The organism is Desulfuromonadales bacterium (genome assembly GCA_035620395.1).
GTDB lineage: Bacteria > Desulfobacterota > Desulfuromonadia > Desulfuromonadales > DASPGW01 > DASPGW01.
Genome location: DASPGW010000238.1, coordinates 1 through 19,705, shown reverse-complemented (window position 1 = coordinate 19,705; position 19,705 = coordinate 1). Strand labels below are relative to the sequence as shown.

The following is a 19,705-nucleotide window of genomic DNA, read 5'->3' as shown; positions in this document are numbered from 1 at the left end:
GCCTGGCGTTGTCGGGTGAAGCGGCCCGGGAGCGGCCCGGCGTCTTCTTTTCCGGAGGCGTTGGCACGTCGGAAAAGACGATCATCACCATTCCCTGCAGCGCCTCCGGTTCTTCTATCGCCTGGACGGTGACATCAACGGGCTGCGCGGCGTCACCCTCACCGACCTTGAGACCCTTGACGGTGATCTTCTCTTTCTGCCGGAGCGCCCTCTGGAAGGCGATCCCCAGCTCGACGCGGAGCCCTTCCCGGGCCATGGCAGAAATATTCCAGTTGGCCTTGCCGGCGGCCGGCTCCAGGTACTTGCCCGTCCGCCCGCTGATATAGAGAATGTCCCCCTTGTCGTTGACCAGCACGGCGGGCGGGGAAAAATGCTGCAGAAGCACCTGGTCGGCGAGCGACTGGAGATTGGCAGCAGGCTTCAGCATCGTCGACTCCTTGGGCGCTCCCGGCAGGGCGGGGACAAAAGAGGCGGGAAACACGACCGGTTCGGCCGGCAGTATGGTATCGCGCCGCCGGAAGAGTCTCGCCTTGAGGTTCAGCGGCGCGAAGAGATCGGTATGGGCGCTGACGTTCTCCGCGCTCCCCAGGAACAGGACACCGCCAGGGTTCAGGCTGTAATGAAAGAGCGGCAGGAGTTTTTTCTGCAGTTCCGGCGTCAGATAGATCAGCAGGTTGCGGCAGATGAGGATGTCCAGCTTGGTGAAGGGGGGATCCATGATGACGTTCTGCGTGGCGAAGGTCACCATCTCCCGGATCTCCTTGCCGACCCGGTAGCCGCTGCTTTCCTTGACAAAAAACCGTTGCAGTCGCTCGGCAGAGACGTCGGCGGCGATATTGGCCGGATAGACCCCCTGCCGTGCCTTGTCGATAGCGTCCCGATCGAGGTCGGTGGCGAATATCTGCAGCGTGAAACTCGCCTTGGGCTTGACTTTGGCCAGCACCTCCTTGAAGGCGATGGCCAGCGTATAAGCTTCCTCACCGGTCGAGCAGCCTGCCGACCAGGCTCGCAGGACCCGCCCGGTCGGGTGCCCGGCCAGGAGCACCGGGATGGCCTCTTCCTGCAGATGCGCCCAGGCCGCCGGGTCGCGGAAAAAGTTGGTCACGCCGATCAGCAGTTCCCTGAAGAGGAGTTCCACCTCCTGGGGATTCTCCTGCAGATAGCGGACGTAGGTAGCGATGCGGTCGATCTGGTGGATGCCCATGCGCCGCTCGATCCGTCGGTAGACGGTGTTCTTCTTGTACATCGAGAAGTCGTGGCCGGTTCTGGAACGCAGCAGGATGACGACTTTCTCCAGGCCGCTCTGGTCCTTCTCCTCCAGCGGACGCGCGGTCCGGTCGATGACGCGGGTGTACTGTAGATAGCCGACGATCTTGCCGGGCAGCTCCTCCACCCGGGCGACCAGATCGGCCAGCCCGGCATCGATGGCGCTGCGGGGCATGCTGTCGAACTTGGCCGAGGCCGGCTCCTGCACCAACGCCAATCCCGCTTTTTCCTTGATGGCCCGCAGGCCCATGGTGCCGTCCGAGCCCATGCCGGAGAGGATGACGCCGATGCTGTGCTCCTGCCGGTCCTCGGCCAGGGAGCGGAGGAAGAAATCGATGGGAAGGCGCAGGCCGCGGGGCGCCTTCGGTTCGAACAGGTGCAGCACGCCGTGCAGAATGGACATGTCCCGGTTGGGGGGGATCACATAGACGCAGTTCGGCATGACCGGCATCCGGTCTTTGACCTGAAAAACCTTCATCCCGGTGGCGCGCTGGAGGAGCTCGGGCATGATCCCCTTGTGCGTCGGGTCGAGGTGCTGGACGATGACAATGGCCATGCCGCTGTCTTCCGGCACTTGCCGCAGGAACAGCTCCAGCGCTTCCAGGCCGCCGGCGGAGGCACCGATGCCGACAATGGGGAAAGGGGGGGGCTCTGGCACCGCCGGAGCGTCTTCCGCAGAGGGCTCGGTCCGTTTATCACTGCTGGTCGGTGATTGCAGATGTTTTTTCATGGGGATAAATATACCAGCATTCAATCAAAGTTACTCAAAATGTTCGATTCACATAATGCGCTCTAGTCGTCATGCCCTCACCGTTGCCGAAATGTTACAGCCATTGGACGAATAAATTCAAAAACCACTCCCTGACTCTGGGGAACAGAGGCCTTTTTTTCCACTCCTTCCAATGAATCTGCCTGGAATTTTCGAGGTCCCCGACAAACATCTTCTCCATTTCGACGGCGAACTCTTTACTCAGGATAACCGCATTCACCTCGTCATTATTTAACAGGCTCAAAAAGTCCATGTTGGTGGAGCCGACGGTGGACCAGACCTGGTCAATCACCGCGGTTTTGGCGTGCAGCAGGGAAGTGTCTCGCTCATATATCTTCACTCCCGACTTCAAAAGCACGGAATAATGATATCTCTGGGCATGTAATGCCAACTTGGAATCGGTGATTCCGGGGAGAATGATCTTGACGTCGACCCCGCGCTCGGCCGCATCGATAAGGGCCTTTACAATCTGGTCGTCCGGGATGAAATAGGAATTCGTCATGTGAATCGAATGCGCAGCAAAAGTGATGGCCGACACATACATGATAAACGGGATCCTGTTGGTCTCCCCCGGGGTGGCGCCGACCACTCGCACCAGGGCATTCCCCGCCTCTTTCAGCGCAGGGAAATACTTTCGTTCGGAAAGTTCAGGCCCCTTCTGCTGCAGCCAGGTGTCAATAAAGAGCTTCTGCAATTCAGCCACGGCCGGGCCTTCAATCTGGATGTCGGTGTCACGCCAGTGTACGGGCGCCTTTTGGTTTTTTTTCCGCTTGAAAGGACTGCTCGAATAAACCTCGCTGATGTTGATGCCCCCCATGATGGCGACCTTGCCATCGACGATCAATATCTTGCGGTGGTCCCGATGTGTCGGCCCCCATTGCCCCCGGGCCGCCAGTGGATTCAGCGGATTGAATTCGACAACCTGAATGCCGCCGTCGCGCAGTCGCTGGGAAAAAGCAGCGGGATTCTTCATACTGCCCAGGCTGTCATAGACAAGATTGACCTGGACCCCTTCCGCCTGCTTTTGCAGCAACAGGTCGGCAAATTTCCGCCCCACTTCATCATCTTCAATGATGTAGCTTTCCATGTTGACATGGTCTTTGGCATTCTCCAGGGCCTTGAACATGGCGGCATAGGTAGCCTGGCCATCGGCGAGCAGAACGACTTTGTTCCCCTTCGTCAGGGGGCTGTCGGTGATCGATTCAACCACGGCGGTGTGGCGCTCCAGAATGTCCGTCGGCTCGACAGAATTCTTCAACCGTTCCATGATCGCCTTGCTTTTTTGGGGAGACAGCAGTCCTTTGGAGGAAACGATTTGACGAGGCTCCTGTGTCGTCGGCGCCTGGTCCATCATTTCAGAGACGTCCGGCAAGGTCGCGCAGCCATTGCCGAGGCTCAGGATGGATACGGACAGAAAGAGTAAAAAGAAAGGTTTGCAGATGGTCATTTGTTCATCTTAGCAGGAAAAGGCCCCTCCGCCTGAATATCCAGGGGAGGCTCAACTGTCAGGCCGTCTCTCACCCCGCCCCACGCCTTGACATCCCCCGGTGATTTCTTTACCCTACGTGGCGGTTCGACCGAAGCCCCGGAAAGGATCCGCCGATGCGCGTTACCGCCGTCATCCCCGCCCGTTATGCCTCCACCCGCTTCCCCGGAAAGCCGCTTGCCGACATCCACGGCAAGCCGATGATCCAGTGGGTCTACGAGCGCACCCGCCAGGCGAACAGTGTCCACCAGGTGGTGGTTGCGACCGACGACGAGCGCATCGCGACGGCGGTCAGAGCCTTCGGCGGCGAGGTGCAGATGACCCGCGCCGACCACCCGACCGGCACCGACCGGCTGGCCGAAGTGGCTGCCCGCATCGAGACCGACCTGATCGTCAACGTGCAGGGGGACGAGCCGCTCATCGACCCGCGCATGATCGATCAGGCGGTCAATGCCGTGCGGCGCAATCCCGGGGTGGTGATGGGTACCCTGAAGACGCCGGTCGCCTCGGTCGAGGAATACCTCAATTCCAACGTCGTCAAGGTGGTCACCGACCGCCAGGGTTTCGCTCTCTACTTTTCCCGGGCGCCGATCCCCCACCCCCGCGATCTGGCCGATGAGCTCGAGGCGAATTTCTCCCGCATCGAGGCCTTCAAGCACATCGGTCTCTATGTCTACCGCAAGGACTTTCTTCTGACCTACCCGCGGCTCTCGCCGACCCCCCTCGAACAGCTGGAGAAGCTCGAGCAGCTGCGGGCCCTGGAGCACGGTTTCCGCATCAAGGTGGCGGCCACCGAGCTCACCTCCCAGGGCGTCGATACGCCGGAGGACCTGGAGCGGGTGCGGGCTGCCGTCGCCGGCGGCCGGGGCGGGAGCAGGCGGGGGAATTAGGGATTCCCTTTTGCCTGGCTTCCGTGTAAAATCCAACCTTTGATTTCGCCCGGCGACGGGCCGCCTCGGGCGGGTCCGCAGCTGTTGCCAAGGAGTCTGCATGAAGACCAAGTTTCTGTTCATCACCGGCGGCGTCGTCTCTTCCCTCGGCAAGGGGCTGGCTGCCGCTTCCATCGGCGCCCTCATGGAAGCCCGGGGCCTGCAGGTTTCAATGCAGAAGATGGATCCTTACATCAACGTCGATCCGGGGACGATGAGCCCGTTCCAGCACGGCGAAGTCTTCGTCACCGACGACGGGGCGGAAACCGACCTCGACCTCGGCCACTACGAGCGCTACACTTCGGCGCGGCTCTCCCGCAAGTCGAATTTCACCACCGGCCAGATCTACGACTCGGTCATCCGCAAGGAGCGCCGGGGGGATTACCTCGGCGGGACGGTGCAGGTCATTCCCCACATCACCAACGAAATCAAGAGCAAGATCCTCGAAAATGCCAAGGGGGTCGACATCGCCATCATCGAGGTCGGCGGCACCGTCGGCGACATCGAATCGCTGCCGTTTCTCGAGGCGATCCGCCAGTTCCGCACCGACCGGGGACATGAGAACGTCCTGTACATCCACCTCACCCTGGTCCCCTACATCGCCACCGCCGGCGAGCTCAAGACCAAGCCGACCCAGCACAGCGTCAAGGAACTGCGCGAGATCGGCATCCAGCCCGACATTCTGCTCTGCCGCTGCGACCGGGAGATCCCGCGCGACATGAAGGCCAAGATCGCCCTCTTCTGCAACGTCAAGGAAGAGGCGGTCGTTACTGCCCGCGATGTCGAGTCGATTTATGAGGTGCCGCTTGCCTTCCACGAGCAGGGGCTCGATGAACGCCTCGTCGATTACCTGAACATCTGGACAAAGGCGCCCGACCTCTCGCCCTGGGAGCGGGTCGTGAAAAGGGTCAAGGAGCCGGCCTCCGAGACCGCCATCGCCATCGTCGGCAAGTATGTCGAGCTGACCGAGAGCTACAAGTCTCTTTCCGAGGCGCTGATCCACGGCGGCATCGCCAACGACTGCCGGGTCCGCCTCAAATACGTCGACTCCGAGGCGCTGGAGCGCCACGGGATCGGCGATACCTTTGCCGAGGTTGACGGCATTCTCGTCCCGGGCGGCTTCGGCGAGCGGGGGAGCGAGGGGAAGATCGCCGCCATCCGCTATGCCCGGGAAAACCGGACGCCCTTCTTCGGCATCTGCCTCGGCATGCAGATGGCGGTGGTGGAGTTCGCCCGGAATGTCTGCGGCATCGAGGAAGCCTTCTCGGCCGAGTTCCGCGAGGACGCCAAAAACCCGGTCATTCACATCATGGAAAGCCAGAAATCGGTGAAGGTGAAGGGGGGGACCATGCGTCTCGGCGCCTATCCCTGTCACCTCGGGGAAAAGAGCCTGGCACGCCGCATCTACGGCCAGCCGGACATCTCCGAGCGCCATCGCCACCGCTTCGAATTCAACAACGCCTACCGCCAGTCCCTGAAGAAGGCCGGTCTGGTCATCTCCGGCGTCTACCCCGAGGCGGACCTGGTGGAGATCGTCGAGCTCTCCGACCACCCGTGGTTCCTGGGCTGCCAGTTCCACCCCGAGTTCCGCTCCCGGCCGATGGATCCCCACCCCCTGTTCGAGTCGTTCGTCGGCGCCTGCCTGAAACAGCGCGGGGAGAAGTGATATGGTGCGCGAAGTAGCCGTCGGCAACGTCGTCTTCGGCGGCGGCCGGCCCCTGGTGCTGATCGCCGGTCCCTGTGCCATCGAGGAGGAAGCCCTCACCCTGCGCATCGCCGGCTTTCTCAAGAAGCTCACCGGCGAGCTCGGTATCGGCCTGGTGTTCAAGGCCTCCTACGACAAGGCCAACCGCACCTCCGTCACCTCTTTTCGCGGCCCGGGAATGGCCGAGGGGCTGCGCATCCTGGCCAGGGTCAAGGCCGAATTCGACCTGCCGGTCATTTCGGATATCCACGACCTCTCCCAGGTCGAAGCGGCCGCCGAGGTTCTCGATATCCTGCAGATTCCGGCCTTTCTCTCGCGGCAGACCGACCTGCTGGTCGCCGCCGGCAACACCGGCCGGGTGGTCAACGTCAAAAAGGGACAGTTCCTCGCCCCCTGGGACATGCGCAATGCGGTGACCAAGATCGAATCGACCGGCAACCGCCAGATCCTGCTCACCGAGCGCGGCGCTTCCTTCGGCTACAACAACCTGGTGGTCGACATGCGCTCCCTGGTGGTGATGCGCGAAACCGGCTGTCCGGTGATTTTCGACGCGACCCACTCGGTGCAGCTGCCGGGCGGCGCCGGCACGGCTTCGGCCGGCCAGCGCCAGTACGTCGGCGCCCTCTCCCGGGCGGCGACCGCCACCGGCATCGACGGCCTTTTCTGGGAGGTCCACGAGGACCCCGAAAAAGCGTTGTGCGACGGCCCCAACTCCCTGCCGTTGCAAGGGCTGCGTGGCATGCTCGAGGAAATCCTGGCGATCGACGCCATTGTCAAGGGAAGCAAACAGAGTTGAGTGCGATGATCGAAAAAGCAAAACAGGTACTGCGGATCGAGGCCGAAGCGGTTCTCGCCCTGGTCGACCGCATCGACGGCAACTTCAGCCGGGCGGTGGCGATGATTCTCGCCTGCCAGGGACGGGTGGTTATCACCGGCATGGGCAAGTCGGGATTGATCTGCCAGAAAATCGCCGCCACCATGGCTTCCACCGGCACCCCGGCCCTGTTTCTGCATCCGGCCGAGGGGATCCATGGCGACCTCGGGATGCTGATGAAGGGGGATGTGGTGGTTGCCGTTTCCAATTCGGGTGAAACCGAGGAGCTTACCCGCATTCTGCCGGTCATCAAGCGCATGGGTCTGCCCCTTATTGCCATGGCCGGCAACTCGCGCAGCACCCTGGCCAGGGCCGGTGACGTTTTCATCGATATCTCGGTCGCCGAAGAAGCCTGCCCGCTGGGCCTGGCACCGACCGCCAGCACCACTGCCACTCTGGCCATGGGGGACGCCCTGGCTGTCGCCCTGCTGCTGGAGAGGGGTTTTCAGGAGGAAGACTTCGCCCTCTTCCATCCCGGCGGAGCTCTCGGCAAGCGTCTCCTGCTGCGCGTGGAGGATCTCATGCACAAGGGAGGCGATATCCCCTTGGTGCAGGCCGACACTCTGCTCAAGGAAGCGCTCTTCGAGATTACCAGCAAGAAGCTGGGCATTACCGGGGTGTCCGACGATCTGGGCCAACTGCTGGGGGTCTTTACCGACGGCGACCTGCGCCGCTGCATCGAGCAGGGCTTCGATGTGCTCAACCGTCCGATCACCGAGTTCATGACCCTCAACCCCAAACGCATCCTGCGTTCCAATCTGGCGGCCAAGGCGCTGCAGCGGATGGAAGAGCACGCCATCACCTCGCTTTTCGTTTTCGAATCCGAAGAAAGCCGCGCCCCGGTGGGCATCATCCACCTGCACGATCTGCTGCGGGCGGGAGTGGTCTGATGCGGGAGCGCCTGCACCGTATTCGGCTGCTGCTTCTCGACGTCGACGGCGTCCTGACCGACGGCCGAATCATTTACGATGCCCAGGGCGTCGAGACCAAGGCCTTCGACGTCAAGGACGGGCACGGGCTCAAGCTGCTGCAACGCGCAGGCGTGCAGGTCGGCATTATCACCGGGCGGCAGTCCGAAGTGGTCAACATCAGAGCCCGCGAGCTCGGCATCGACATCGTCTACCAGGGCGCCAAAGACAAGCTGGTGCCATTCGAGGAGATACTGCGAAACCTCCATCTGGCGGCTGACGAGGTGGCCTATATGGGGGATGACCTGCCCGATCTGCCGGTTTTGCGGCGGGCGGGTTGGGCCGTGGCGCCAGCCGATGCCGTCGGCGAGATCAAGCCTTTCGTCCACTACGTGACCCGCCACCCCGGCGGGCGGGGGGCTGTTCGCGAGGTCTGTGACCTGCTGCTTCAGGAGAGCGGCCACTGGTCCGAGGTGACCTCGCGATATTTCGAAAGTCAGCAGAATTGACCGCTTTCAATTCCCATGCCAACTGCTGGCAAATCGTCTTTACACCCTATGGCGGGGATGGTATACTGCCTCTCACTTATGATTCGCAGACTGAATATCCGTAACCTCCTGGCGTTGGTCATTCTGGTGCTGGCCGGCGCCCTGACCGTCACCGTGATTCGCAACTTCCAGGGACCTTCGCCGGACGAGGCCCTCGAGGCGCTGCCGCGCAATATCGATCTCGCCCTGAAAGAGATACGCTATACGGAAACCAGCGACGGTTTCCGGCGCTGGATGCTGGTTGCCGATTCCGCGGCCCACAGCGTGGGCGAAGGAGTGACGCGTATCGAAAATATCCGCATGATTTTCTATGACCGCAGCGGCGCCGAGGATGTGATCCTGACCGCCCGCAGCGGCTCTTTCCGGTCCGACAGCCGGGAAGTGGAAGTCCATGGCGATGTTGTGGTGAAAAGCCCCCGCGGTTTTGCTCTTTACACCGAACATATCACCTATGGCGAGGCCGACCGGGTGATCCGGACCGCAGCTCCGGTACGGATGATTTCCGACCGGATGGAGTTGACGGGTAACGGAATGCGCTTGAGCGTCGTGAATCATACCCTTGAACTGCTCTCTGCTGTTCGCGCCCGGGTCGAAGGGACGGTTGGAAACGGGAAAAAAGGATGATGCGTAACCTCTTTTTGATATTGTGCCTGCTCCTTTTGCCTGCAGGTTTCACCTTGGCCGCCGGGAAAACGCCGGCCGGCAGCTACGACAGCAGCCAGCCGATCAATATCACCTCGGACCGGCTCGAGGCCGATGATGCGGCCCGCCAGGTGAAATTTCTCGGCAATGTGGTTGCCCGGCAGGGAGAAGTGGTGATCTACTCTGCCGTATTGACCCTTATCTACAGCGAGGGGAGCAAGGATATCGATCGGGTCGAAGCGGACCGCGATGTCCGCATCGTTCAGGGAGATCGGGTAGCGACGGCCGAGAAGGCTGTTTTTTACCAGGCCGACGGCCGGATTGTCCTGACCGGCAACGCCCGGGTCCACCAGGGAGCGGATTTTGTCGAAGGAGATGTCATCACGGTTTTTCTCGGCGAAGAGAAGAGTGTCGTCCAGGGACGAGAGGGCTCCCGGGTGAACGCCATTTTTCATCCAAAAGAGGAGAAACCGTGAAGCGTCGGCTGCGGGCGGCGGGGCTGTGCAAGACTTACCGCGGACGGCAGGTGGTCAAGGATGTCGATCTGGAAGTCTGCTCCGGCGAGGTCATCGGGCTGCTGGGGCCGAATGGGGCGGGCAAAACGACCTCCTTTTATATGGTGGTCGGTCTGGTGCGGCCCGACCAGGGGAAAATTTTTCTGGACGAAATGGAATTGACCGACCTGCCCATGTATCGGCGGGCGCGGGCAGGGATTTCCTATCTCCCTCAGGAAGCCTCGGTTTTCCGCAAGATGACCGTCGAGGAAAATCTCCTGGCCATCCTCGAGACGTTGGCTTTGAGCGCCAGTGAACGGCGTGAACGCAAGGAGCAGCTCCTCGAGGATCTCCGGCTGACCCATGTGGCCAAGTCCTATGGTTATGCCTTGTCGGGGGGGGAGCGGCGGCGCGTCGAAATCGCTCGCGCCCTGGTCATCGAGCCGGCCTTTATCCTGCTCGACGAACCGTTTGCCGGCATCGATCCCATCGCGGTGATCGATATCCAGAACATCATCTCCCAGCTCAAATCCAGGGGTATCGGCGTGCTGATATCAGACCACAACGTGCGTGAAACCCTGGGCGTCTGCGACCAGGCGTATATTCTCAACGCCGGGGAGATTCTCGAATTTGGCGAACCCGCCCTGATCGCCGCCAGTCCGAAAGCCCGGGCCATCTACCTGGGGGAAAAATTTCGGCTTTGAAAACCGTCCGTGGTCCGTTGTCCATGGCGCACCGGTTCCTGACAACAGACAACGGACAACGGATAACTGACTGGAAGTGCCCATGGCCCTAGAGATCCGCCAACAACTGAAACTGAGCCAGCAGCTGGTGATGACGCCACAGCTCCAGCAGGCGATCAAGCTTCTGCAGCTCTCCCGGATGGAACTGGTCGACCTGGTGCAGCAGGAGCTTGAGGAAAATCCCATCCTCGAAGAAGGAACGGAGATCCTCGAGGAGAAGGAGGCGAGGGAGGAAGCGGCCGAACTTCAGGAGGTGATCTCTTCCGGCGAGGAAATCAAGGAAGTTTCCGGTGAGAGCGATGGCCTGAATGATATCGACTGGCAGACCTACCTGGAGGGTTACAACCTCGGAGGGTCGGCGGCGGATTGCTACGAGGAGGATGAGGATCGACCCTCTTACGAGAACCTGCTGACCAAAACGAGTACCCTGAGCGACCACCTCATGTGGCAGCTGAACCTCTCCCGCCTCGGCGATCTCGAACGGCGGGTGGCCTCCGAAATCATCGGCAATCTGGATAACGACGGCTATCTGAAAGCGTCATCCGAGGAGATTGCCGAGGCTGTCGGGGTCACTGCGGCCGACGTGGAAAAAGTGCTCGCGGTCGTCCAGGAGCTCGATCCACCGGGGGTGGCCTGCCGCTCCCTGCAGGAGTGTCTGCTCCGCCAGGTGGAGCAATTGGGAATGCGTGGTTCTCTGGTCGAGAAGATCCTGGCTGACCATATCGCCGAACTCGAGACACGCAAGTACCCGGTCATCGCCAAGGCGCTGGGAGTCGGTCTCGATGAGGTGCTGGCCGCCGCCAAGATCATCTCCAATCTCGATCCCCGGCCAGGCAGTGCCTATGGGCAGGAGGACGTGCACTATATCATCCCCGACATTTTCGTCTACAAGATCGGTGAGGAATACGTGGTCGTGCTCAATGACGAGGGGTTGCCGAATCTGCGCATCAACGCCTTCTATCGCAGTGCCCTCGCCGCGGGCAGCAACATTGACGAAAAGGCCGGGGTGTACATCCAGGAGAAGTTGCGCGGTGCGATCTGGCTGATCAAGAGCATCCATCAGCGGCAGCGGACCATCTACAAGGTCACCAAGAGCATCATCAAGTTTCAGCGGGAGTTTTTCGACCGGGGGATCGAGTATCTCAAGCCGCTGGTCTTGCGGGATGTGGCGGAAGATATCGAAATGCACGAATCGACCATCAGCCGGGTGACCACAAACAAGTATGTACAGACCCCGCAAGGGCTGTTTGAGCTGAAGTATTTCTTCAACAGCAGCATCAGTACCACGGGTGGCGATTCGATCGCCTCGGAGAGCGTCAAGAACCGGATCAGGGATATCGTCTCCGGTGAAAATCCCAAGAAACCCTATTCGGACCAGAAGCTCGTGGAGATGCTCAGGCAGCACGGCATCGACATCGCCCGCCGCACAGTCACCAAATACCGGGAGATGCTCGGCATCGGTTCCTCTACCGAACGCCGGCGGCTATTTTAACTTTTCGCTTGTGGCCAAAGGTCGCCGGAAAGTTATACTTATAATCAAGGACGGAACATCAAGCCCCCTGTTCGGGGCCTTTTCATCAGGAGGTTCGAGACTATGCAAATTGCCGTCACATTCAGACATATGGATGCCAGCGAGCCGGTGCGCGCTTACGTTGAGGAAAAACTTTCCCGCGTCAAGAAATACATCGAGGAGCCAATCGATGCCCAGGTCGCCCTTTCCGTCGAGAAAAAGATTCGGCACAAGGCCGAGGTGACCATCGTTGCCAAAGGAATCACCATCAAGGGGTCGGAGGAGACCAACGACATGTATGCCGCCATCGACGCGGTGGTGGACAAGATCGAGAGGCAACTCAAGCGCTACAAGGAAAAAATCAAGCAGCACAAACCTGCCAGCGGTCGTGAGCGCCAGGTCGAAAAACGAGTGGTGACCGCTGAAAGTATCGATGAGGGCGGCGGCGAGCCGGTCATCATCCGCAGCCGCAGCTTTCCGGTCAAGCCGATGTCCGTAGAAGAGGCGGTCATGCAGATGGATCTGCTGCACAAGGAATTTCTGGTCTACACCGACTCTGCCACCGAAGACATCAACGTGGTGTACCGGCGCAAGGACGGCAACTACGGCCTTATCGTTCCGCAGAGCAAGTAATCGGCGACATCCGGCGGGGGGAAGGTGTAATGCCTTCCCCCCGCCTTTTGTCAGTTGCGAAAGGGGTAGTACCTGATTCCCATGAAGATTGTCGATCTTTTGCATCCCGCTGCCATCGCGGCGGATATCGAGGCAACCGGGAAAAACGAGGCGTTGGCAGAACTCACCGATGTCATGATGAAGGTGGCAAACGGTCTTGATCGCGACGAAGTCATCCGGGTTCTGCAGGAGCGGGAGCGGCTCGGCAGCACCGGCATCGGTGAGGGAGTAGCCATTCCGCATGGCAAGCTCAAGGATATCAAGAAGCTCTTGATCTCTTTTGGCCGCAGCCGGCAAGGGGTCGATTTCGATTCCATGGACGGCAAACCTGCCCATCTTTTCTTTCTCCTGATTGCTCCCGAGGAGTCGGTAGGCATACATCTGAAGACCCTGGCCCGCATCTCCAAGCTGCTCAAGAATCCTGTGGTTCGGCGCCGGCTGCTGGACGCTGCCGGAAGCGAGGAAATCTTTCGGATCATCTCCGAAGAGGAAGAAAAACTCTAGGGTGACCTGTTCATGGGCGGATTGAGTATCCAGGAACTGTTGAGCGAAAAGGAGGCGGGTCTCGACCTCGAACTGCTCGCAGGCGAAGCCGGACTGGCGCACCTGGTGCAGGTGCCGCGCATTCAGAAGCCTGGCCTGGCCCTGGCGGGCTATACGACCAATCTGCATCCGGATCGCATTCAGGTGCTCGGTTCGACCGAACTGACCTACCTCGAGTCACTGCCGGCCGAGAAAGCCGAGGTCAACCTGCGCCGGCTCTGCGCCCTGGACATCTCCTGTTTCATCATCACCAAGGGGCAGTCGCCTCCGGCGTTCCTGATCCGCGAGACGGAACAGCAGGGCATTCCGCTGCTGCGCACCCATCACCAGAGTTCCACTTTCATTTCCCTCATCACCAACTTTCTCGAGGAGCGTCTGCTTCCTTCCACCACCGTGCACGGCGTGCTGGTCGACGTGCTGGGCGTCGGGGTTCTGCTGCTTGGCAAGAGCGGGGTCGGCAAGAGCGAGTGCGCTCTTGACCTGGTTCTGCGCGGCCATCGGCTGGTGGCCGACGACATCGTCAAGGTACGCATGAAGCTGCCGGCCGTACTCTTCGGCGAAGGGATGGACCTGCTCCATTACCATATGGAAATCCGCGGTCTGGGAATCATCAATATCAAGCATCTCTTCGGGGTGGCGGCCATCCGCGAGCGCAAAAAAATCGATCTGGCCGTCGAACTGGTGGAGTGGGAGGAAGGAAAGGAATACGACCGGCTGGGGCTGGAGGAGCAGCAATATTCGTCGCTCGGCCTGACCATCCCGCTGCTGCGGATTCCGGTTCGCCCGGGGCGGAACATTACCTCCATCGTCGAGGTGGCGGCCCGCAACCAGCTGCTGAAGGAGATGGGTTACCACAGCGCCCTAGAATTTCAGGACCGGTTGGAGGAGCGGATGGCGGAGACTGCCCGGCTGCATGCTCATACCATTATCGGGGACAACCTCGAATGAGCCGGAAGCGGGTCATCATCATCACCGGCCTCTCCGGTTCCGGAAAAAGTACGGCCGCCCGGGCCCTGGAGGATGAAGGCTTTTTCGTCGTCGATAACCTGCCCCTGGCTCTGCTGCCGCAATTCCTGACACTGGCCGAGCAGGGAGTCCGTACGACTTCGGAGGTGGCGGTGGTCATCGATATCCGCAATCGGGACTTCCTGGCCGGCCTCGAATCGACCCTGCAGGCGGTGCGGGAGACCGGCTATCAACTGGAGATCTTTTTTTTCGATGCCGCTGACGAGATACTTCTCCGGCGCTACTCCGAAACCCGCCGTCGCCACCCGCTGACCCAGCATGAAGGGGTGAGCGAGGGGATCCGCCGCGAGCGGCGGCTTCTGGGGGGATTGCGCAACCTGGCCACGCAGATTGTCGACTCCACACGGCTAACTCCCCACCAGTTGCGGTCCAAGGTGGTGCAGATCGTCCGGGGAGAAGAAGGTCTGCTGCCGCTGGTTGTCCAATTGCAGTCCTTCGGTTTCCGCTACGGCATACCGCCCGATTCCGATCTGGTCATCGACGTCCGGTTTCTCCCCAACCCGCATTTCGTTCCCGAGTTGCAGGCGCAGACCGGCCTCGACCCGGCGGTCAGCGACTATGTCATCTCTCAGCCTGCCAGCCACGAATTCCTGCAGCATCTGCGGGGGTTGCTGCATTTTCTCCTCCCGCACTACCACAAAGAGGGAAAGAGCTATCTGACGATTTCCATCGGCTGTACCGGAGGTCGTCACCGCAGCGTCGCCATCGTCGAGGCGCTTCGACCGTCACTGGCCGGTGAAGGCAGTGCTCTGAAAACGATCCACCGGGATATCGAAAAGAGGTAAATCATGATCGGACTGGTTGTCGCCACCCACGCCCGGCTGGCCGATGAACTTATCAACGCTTGTGAAATGATAGTCGGACCGGTGCAGAATGTCCGGGCCGTAGGAATCTGCAAGGAAGACAGCGTCGAGGAAATCCGCAGCTGCCTCAGCCAGGCCGTCGAGACGGTCGGCGGCGACGGCGAGGGGGTGATCATCATGACCGACATGTTCGGCGGCACCCCGGCCAATATCAGCCTGGCCTTTCTCGATCCGAGCAAGATTGAAGTGCTGACCGGGGTCAATCTCCCCATGGTGCTCAAGTTTTTCAACAGCCAGGAGGGCCTTCCCATTTCCGAACTGGCTGCCATGCTCAAAGCCTATGGACAGCAAAGCATTTCTCTGGCCAGTGAATTTCTGCAAAAATGAGCGGCCGCAGGAAACGCTGGCAACTCCTTTGAGATCATCGTCTCTTTAACGCCCGGAATTATCCAGGGTAGTGATGTATGAGTATCGTTCTGGCCCGTATCGACAACCGCCTCATACACGGTCAGGTCCTGGAAAGCTGGGTCCCGTACACGCATGCCAATTGTATCGTCGTGGCCAACGACGAGGTGGCCGGGCTCACTTTCCAGCGACTACTGATGGAAGCGGCCGTGCCGCGTGGCATCCGGGTGCTGATCGGCACTATCGAAGAAATCGCCCGGCTCTTTGCTGCCAGGGAGTTGGATGCCAGCCGCGTTCTGCTCCTCTTTGCCTCTTCCGGAGATGCGGTGCTGGCCTATCGGCAAGGCGTGCCCTTCGCCGTGTTGAATCTTGGCAACATGCATGGCGGCGAGGGGAAGATGCGACTTTCCTGTACCATCGCTCTCGACCCGGCCGATATCGACAACCTCAAATCCCTTGAAGATGCGGGTGTCCGGATCGTCTCCCAATGCATCCCTTCGGATCGTGAACAGAGCTGGCGCAAGCTGATCAGAGAGACGAGGGATTGACGATGCCGGCGGCCGACTATCTGATTTCGGGTGCCGTGGCTGTCGGTGCCGGACTGGACCGGACGGCAGCTCTCCAGATCATGATCTCGCGCCCCATCGTCGCTGCTCCCCTGACGGGATGGCTGCTCGGCGAGCCTCTGGTGGGCCTGCAGGTTGGCGCCTTGCTCGAACTTCTCTGGTTGGGCCGTTTGCCGGTCGGTGCGGCCATCCCGCCGGACGACACCCAGGTGGCGGTCGCCAGTACCTTGCTGACCATCACCATGGGTAAATCGCTTGCCCTCTCAGGGCTGCCCCTGCTGCTGCTCTGTACCCTCGTCGCCATGCCCCTGGGCAAGATCGGCCAGTTGGCCGAGCGCCTGGCCCGCAACTGGAACGGCCGTCTGCTCATCGCGGCCGAGACAGCGCTGGAGACGGGGGATCTGGCTGCGGCGGAGCGGAGCCATCTGAGGGGACTGGCACATTTTGCCCTGGCTTCACTGGCCAGCTTCGCGATCATCGTTATGGTCGGGACGCTCACGCTGCATGCGCTGGCGCCGCTGCTGGCCGGTCCGGTTGACGCCGCTGCCGGCGGGTTGCGGTTGACGTTTCCTCTGGTCGGCATCGCGATCATTCTCGGCTCGCTCAATGTCAAGCGTGCCAGAACGCTGTTCGGCGCATCCTTCGTCACCGTCCTGCTGCTGCTGTGGCTGTCGTGAGGTGATGATGGAACCCAACAGGCTGCCGGCCGGGGTGCTGGCGAGAGTCGTTCTGCGTTCCCTCCTTTTGCAGGGCAGCTGGAATTTCGAACGGTTGCAGAGCCTGGGTGTTCTCTATGCCATGGCGCCGGCGTTGCGCTTTTTCTACCGGGGGGAAGAACTCGTCGCGGCCGGCAAGCGTCACCTGGAGTATTTCAACACGCATCCTTTCATGGCATCTCCCGTGTTGGGGGCCATTCTCGACCTGGAGCAGAAACGAAGCCGGGGAGAGGTGGGGCCTGTTGGCGTTCAGGATTTCAGGCGGATGGTCATGGCACCCTACGCGGCCATCGGCGATGCCTTCTTCTGGGGGGCAATCCGCCCGCTGGCGGCTGGGGTAGCGCTTTTTTTCGCCTTCATGGGTTCGCTGTGGGCGCCGGTAATCTACCTGGTGCTGTTCAACCTCCCCCATCTCTGGTTTCGAGTGGTCGGCCTGCTGGGGGGATATTCCCTGGGGTTGCGTATCGTCGAAATAATCCGGCGGCTTCGGCTGCCTGACCTGGCGGTCCACCTCAAGGAAGTCACGGTGGTTCTGCTGGGAGGGTTGAGCGCCTATCTCACCTTCTTCAGTCTGCAGGGCGAAGGGGTCTTTGCCGGTTGGGGACTTGTTGTCATCCCGGTGGTCCTTTTGCTGAGCTGGCTGTCTCGCCAGGGGATTTCTGTTTTGTTGATGGTTCTGGCGGCCGCCATGGTTCTGGTGTTGTCGGCCCAATTCGGATGATTTGAGGGATATCGATGGACAAACGTTTATTTACCATTAAGAACCGCCTCGGCCTGCACGCACGAGCGGCGGCCCAGTTGGTGCAAACCGCCAACCGGTTCCGGGCCGATGTGAAAGTCGAGAAGGATGGGCTGGAAGTCAACGGAAAGAGCATCATGGGAATTCTAATGCTGGCCGCCCCGCAGGGGTCACGGATCTCGGTGACCGTGTCCGGCGAAGATGCCGAGCAGGCCATGACGGCCATCGGGCAACTGATCGATGATGGTTTCGGAGAAGACTGAAATTACCCAGGACACTTTCCTGGTCGGTATCGGGGCTTCGCCGGGCATTGCCATCGGCGAGACCTTCATGCTCAACCGCGCCCGAATGGCGGCGGTGGAGCGGCATATCGCCACGGAGGAGGTGCCGGCCGAAATCGACGCCTTCATGGCGGCAGTCCGGTTGTCCAAGAAACAGCTCGAGGAGGTCAAGCAGGGCGTCACCGACCGGCAGTTGGCCGAGCACCTCTATATCATCGACACCCATCTGCTCATTCTTGAAGACCAGTTGTTGATCGACGATACGATCGCTCATATCAAAAAGGAGCTGGTCAACGCCGAGGGGGCGCTGAAGAGAACCCTGAGCAGGTTCCGGCAAGTCTTCGAAGCCATCGAGGATGAGTATCTCCGTGAGCGGCGCTCGGATATCGACTCTGTCGGCGACCGTCTGCTGCGCAATCTGATGGGGGTCAGCCAGCAGTCCCTGGCCGGTATCGACCGCAAAGTGGTTATCGTTGCCCATGACCTGTCGCCGGCCGATACCATGCAGATGGATAAGGAGCGCATCATCGGTTTTCTCACCGACGTCGGTGGGCGTACCTCGCATACCGCCATTCTGGCCCGCTCCCTGGGAATTCCTGCCATCGTCGGCCTGGAATCGGTCACTTCCCTGGTCGCTGGCGGGGTTCCGGTGATTATCGACGGCAGCGCCGGGACGGTCATTTTCAATCCATCCCCGGAAACTTTCAAGGAGTATCTGCAGAAGCGGCAGGCCTACGAATATCTCGAAAAGGAACTGCTGTCCTACCGCACTCTGGCAGCTGAAACCCTTGATGGTTTCCGGGTTCACCTGCGCGGCAACATCGAATTGGCCGAGGAGATCCCCCTGGCGCTGGAGCAGGGGGCGGAGGGGATCGGCCTCTTTCGCACTGAGTTCCTCTACATGAACCGTCCCGCTCCGCCGACCGAGGAGGAACAGGTCCGGATCTACCGGGAAATCATCGAGAAAATGGCGCCGCAGCCGGTGACGGTCCGTACCCTGGATGTCGGCGGGGACAAGTTCGTGCCGGAAATCAATCTCATCGACGAGGCGAATCCGGCCATGGGACTGCGGGCCATCCGCTTCTCGCTCAAGGAGAGGCGCCTGTTCAAACAACAGCTGCGCGCCATTTTGAGGGCTTCCGCCTTCGGCCGGGTACGGGTCATGTTCCCGATGATTTCCGGGGTGGCCGAAATCCGCGCCTGCAAGGCCTGCCTGGAAGAGGCCAGGGCAGAGCTCGTTGCCGAGAACATCCCCTTCGACCCCGACCTGCCGGTCGGCATCATGATCGAGACGCCGTCGGCGGCGATGATCGCCGAGCTGCTGGCCCGGGAAGTCGACTTCTTTTCGGTGGGGACCAACGACCTGATCCAGTACTGCCTGGCGGTGGACCGTGGCAACGAACATGTAGCCTACCTCTACGAACCGTTGCACCCGGCCGTTCTGCGGGCACTGCGAATGATCTGCGCCGCCGGCAAAGCGGCCGGCATCGAAGTCGGCATGTGCGGAGAGATGGCCGGGGAGCCGCTCTACGCGCTGGTCCTTCTCGGTCTGGGCTTTAACGAACTGTCGATGAACGCGCCCGGTATTCCCCGGGTCAAACGCATCCTGCGGCAGATCCGCCGCGATGAAGGTGAACGGCTGCTTGCCGAACTCCTCGAGCTGCCCACCGCTCGCGAAGTGACGCAGCGGCTCGAAGAAGAGATGTCTCGCCGTTTTCCGGAGCTGTTCGGCGCTCCGCTTATCTAAGTGTTCCGATTGGTTCAATCCTTCCGCTAATTCTGGCCCTTTTGGCCGCTGTCTTCGTTGCGGCTCCTCGGCTTAGCTTTGGCTATGCCTGCGTCGCCGCGCCTTGACAGCAGCCAAAATGTCTCAGAATTCCCTGAAAGGACTAACCAAACGGGACACTCGCGCCATGAATTGCTTGACATTTTGTCTCGTTTTCCTTTAAAGTAGGCCGTTTTTCAACCATTGAACAGAACAGGAGGACCTTGCTCCATGGCCATGACCGATTTTCTTTTTACCTCCGAATCGGTGAGTGAAGGGCACCCCGACAAAGTTGCGGACCAGATCTCGGACGCG

22 protein-coding genes are annotated in these 19,705 nt (G+C 60.6%); 20 read left to right on the top strand and 2 right to left on the bottom strand.

Translation table 11 applies throughout. The features are described from left to right. A partial coding sequence (locus tag VD811_13235; protein HXV21945.1) for a chemotaxis protein CheB occupies positions 1–1,996 on the bottom strand: 1,996 nt, incomplete at its 3' end. Between the two features lie 94 nt (positions 1,997–2,090). Then, entirely contained in the window at positions 2,091–3,482 is a 1,392-nt protein-coding gene (cls, locus tag VD811_13230) for a cardiolipin synthase (protein HXV21944.1), read from the bottom strand. Positions 3,483–3,637: 155 nt separating this feature from the next. Here cls and kdsB point away from each other — a divergent pair, with 155 nt between their 5' ends. The 20 genes from kdsB to VD811_13130 all read left to right on the top strand — a co-directional run. Next, the gene (kdsB, locus tag VD811_13225) at positions 3,638–4,411 is read left to right on the top strand and encodes a 3-deoxy-manno-octulosonate cytidylyltransferase (GenBank protein HXV21943.1); all 774 of its coding nucleotides are present in this window, start codon (positions 3,638–3,640) and stop codon (positions 4,409–4,411) included. Positions 4,412–4,511: 100 nt separating this feature from the next. Beyond that, entirely contained in the window at positions 4,512–6,116 is a 1,605-nt protein-coding gene (locus VD811_13220) for a CTP synthase (protein HXV21942.1), read from the top strand. Between the two features lies 1 nt (position 6,117). Then, complete coding sequence (kdsA, locus tag VD811_13215; protein ID HXV21941.1) at positions 6,118–6,951, top strand: 3-deoxy-8-phosphooctulonate synthase; 834 nt, start codon at positions 6,118–6,120, stop codon at positions 6,949–6,951. Positions 6,952–6,956: 5 nt separating this feature from the next. Then, positions 6,957–7,919 carry a KpsF/GutQ family sugar-phosphate isomerase gene (locus VD811_13210; GenBank protein ID HXV21940.1) on the top strand — a complete coding sequence of 321 codons (963 nt, stop codon included), beginning with the start codon at positions 6,957–6,959 and terminating at the stop codon, positions 7,917–7,919. Then, positions 7,919–8,446 (top strand): HAD-IIIA family hydrolase, encoded by a 528-nt coding sequence (locus VD811_13205; protein HXV21939.1) that lies wholly within the window; start codon positions 7,919–7,921, stop codon positions 8,444–8,446. Before VD811_13210 ends, VD811_13205 begins: the two co-directional genes overlap by 1 nt. Before the next feature lie 78 nt (positions 8,447–8,524). Next, positions 8,525–9,109 (top strand): LPS export ABC transporter periplasmic protein LptC, encoded by a 585-nt coding sequence (gene lptC / locus VD811_13200; GenBank protein ID HXV21938.1) that lies wholly within the window; start codon positions 8,525–8,527, stop codon positions 9,107–9,109. 53 nt (positions 9,110–9,162) lie between these two features. After that, positions 9,163–9,603 carry a lipopolysaccharide transport periplasmic protein LptA gene (gene lptA, locus VD811_13195; GenBank protein ID HXV21937.1) on the top strand — a complete coding sequence of 147 codons (441 nt, stop codon included), beginning with the start codon at positions 9,163–9,165 and terminating at the stop codon, positions 9,601–9,603. Further along, on the top strand, positions 9,600–10,325 hold the full coding sequence (gene lptB / locus VD811_13190; protein ID HXV21936.1) for an LPS export ABC transporter ATP-binding protein: 726 nt from the start codon (positions 9,600–9,602) through the stop codon (positions 10,323–10,325). The genes lptA and lptB overlap by 4 nt, the downstream gene beginning before the upstream one ends. Before the next feature lie 82 nt (positions 10,326–10,407). Beyond that, positions 10,408–11,856: an RNA polymerase factor sigma-54 gene (gene rpoN, locus VD811_13185; protein HXV21935.1), complete on the top strand. Its 1,449-nt coding sequence runs from the start codon at positions 10,408–10,410 to the stop codon at positions 11,854–11,856. 102 nt (positions 11,857–11,958) lie between these two features. Further along, the gene (gene raiA / locus VD811_13180; protein ID HXV21934.1) at positions 11,959–12,507 is read left to right on the top strand and encodes a ribosome-associated translation inhibitor RaiA; all 549 of its coding nucleotides are present in this window, start codon (positions 11,959–11,961) and stop codon (positions 12,505–12,507) included. 81 nt (positions 12,508–12,588) lie between these two features. Beyond that, positions 12,589–13,050, top strand: a complete 462-nt coding sequence (locus VD811_13175; GenBank protein ID HXV21933.1) for a PTS sugar transporter subunit IIA — start codon at positions 12,589–12,591, stop codon at positions 13,048–13,050. 12 nt (positions 13,051–13,062) lie between these two features. Then, the gene (gene hprK, locus VD811_13170; GenBank protein HXV21932.1) at positions 13,063–14,037 is read left to right on the top strand and encodes an HPr(Ser) kinase/phosphatase; all 975 of its coding nucleotides are present in this window, start codon (positions 13,063–13,065) and stop codon (positions 14,035–14,037) included. Continuing rightward, a complete protein-coding gene (gene rapZ, locus VD811_13165) occupies positions 14,034–14,900 on the top strand; it encodes an RNase adapter RapZ (GenBank protein ID HXV21931.1) in 867 nt (288 codons plus the stop codon). Before hprK ends, rapZ begins: the two co-directional genes overlap by 4 nt. 3 nt (positions 14,901–14,903) lie before the next feature. Then, positions 14,904–15,305 (top strand): PTS sugar transporter subunit IIA, encoded by a 402-nt coding sequence (locus tag VD811_13160; protein HXV21930.1) that lies wholly within the window; start codon positions 14,904–14,906, stop codon positions 15,303–15,305. Positions 15,306–15,382: 77 nt separating this feature from the next. Further along, on the top strand, positions 15,383–15,871 hold the full coding sequence (locus VD811_13155) for a PTS sugar transporter subunit IIB (GenBank protein ID HXV21929.1): 489 nt from the start codon (positions 15,383–15,385) through the stop codon (positions 15,869–15,871). 2 nt (positions 15,872–15,873) lie between these two features. Further along, a complete protein-coding gene (locus VD811_13150) occupies positions 15,874–16,566 on the top strand; it encodes a PTS sugar transporter subunit IIC (GenBank protein HXV21928.1) in 693 nt (230 codons plus the stop codon). A 7-nt stretch (positions 16,567–16,573) separates the two neighbouring features. Next, complete coding sequence (locus VD811_13145; protein HXV21927.1) at positions 16,574–17,326, top strand: PTS system mannose/fructose/sorbose family transporter subunit IID; 753 nt, start codon at positions 16,574–16,576, stop codon at positions 17,324–17,326. A gap of 14 nt (positions 17,327–17,340) precedes the next feature. Next, complete coding sequence (locus VD811_13140) at positions 17,341–17,607, top strand: HPr family phosphocarrier protein (GenBank protein ID HXV21926.1); 267 nt, start codon at positions 17,341–17,343, stop codon at positions 17,605–17,607. After that, a complete protein-coding gene (gene ptsP, locus VD811_13135; protein ID HXV21925.1) occupies positions 17,585–19,372 on the top strand; it encodes a phosphoenolpyruvate--protein phosphotransferase in 1,788 nt (595 codons plus the stop codon). The genes VD811_13140 and ptsP overlap by 23 nt, the downstream gene beginning before the upstream one ends. A 255-nt stretch (positions 19,373–19,627) precedes the next feature. Then, a partial coding sequence (locus VD811_13130) for an S-adenosylmethionine synthetase N-terminal domain-containing protein (protein HXV21924.1) occupies positions 19,628–19,705 on the top strand: 78 nt, incomplete at its 3' end.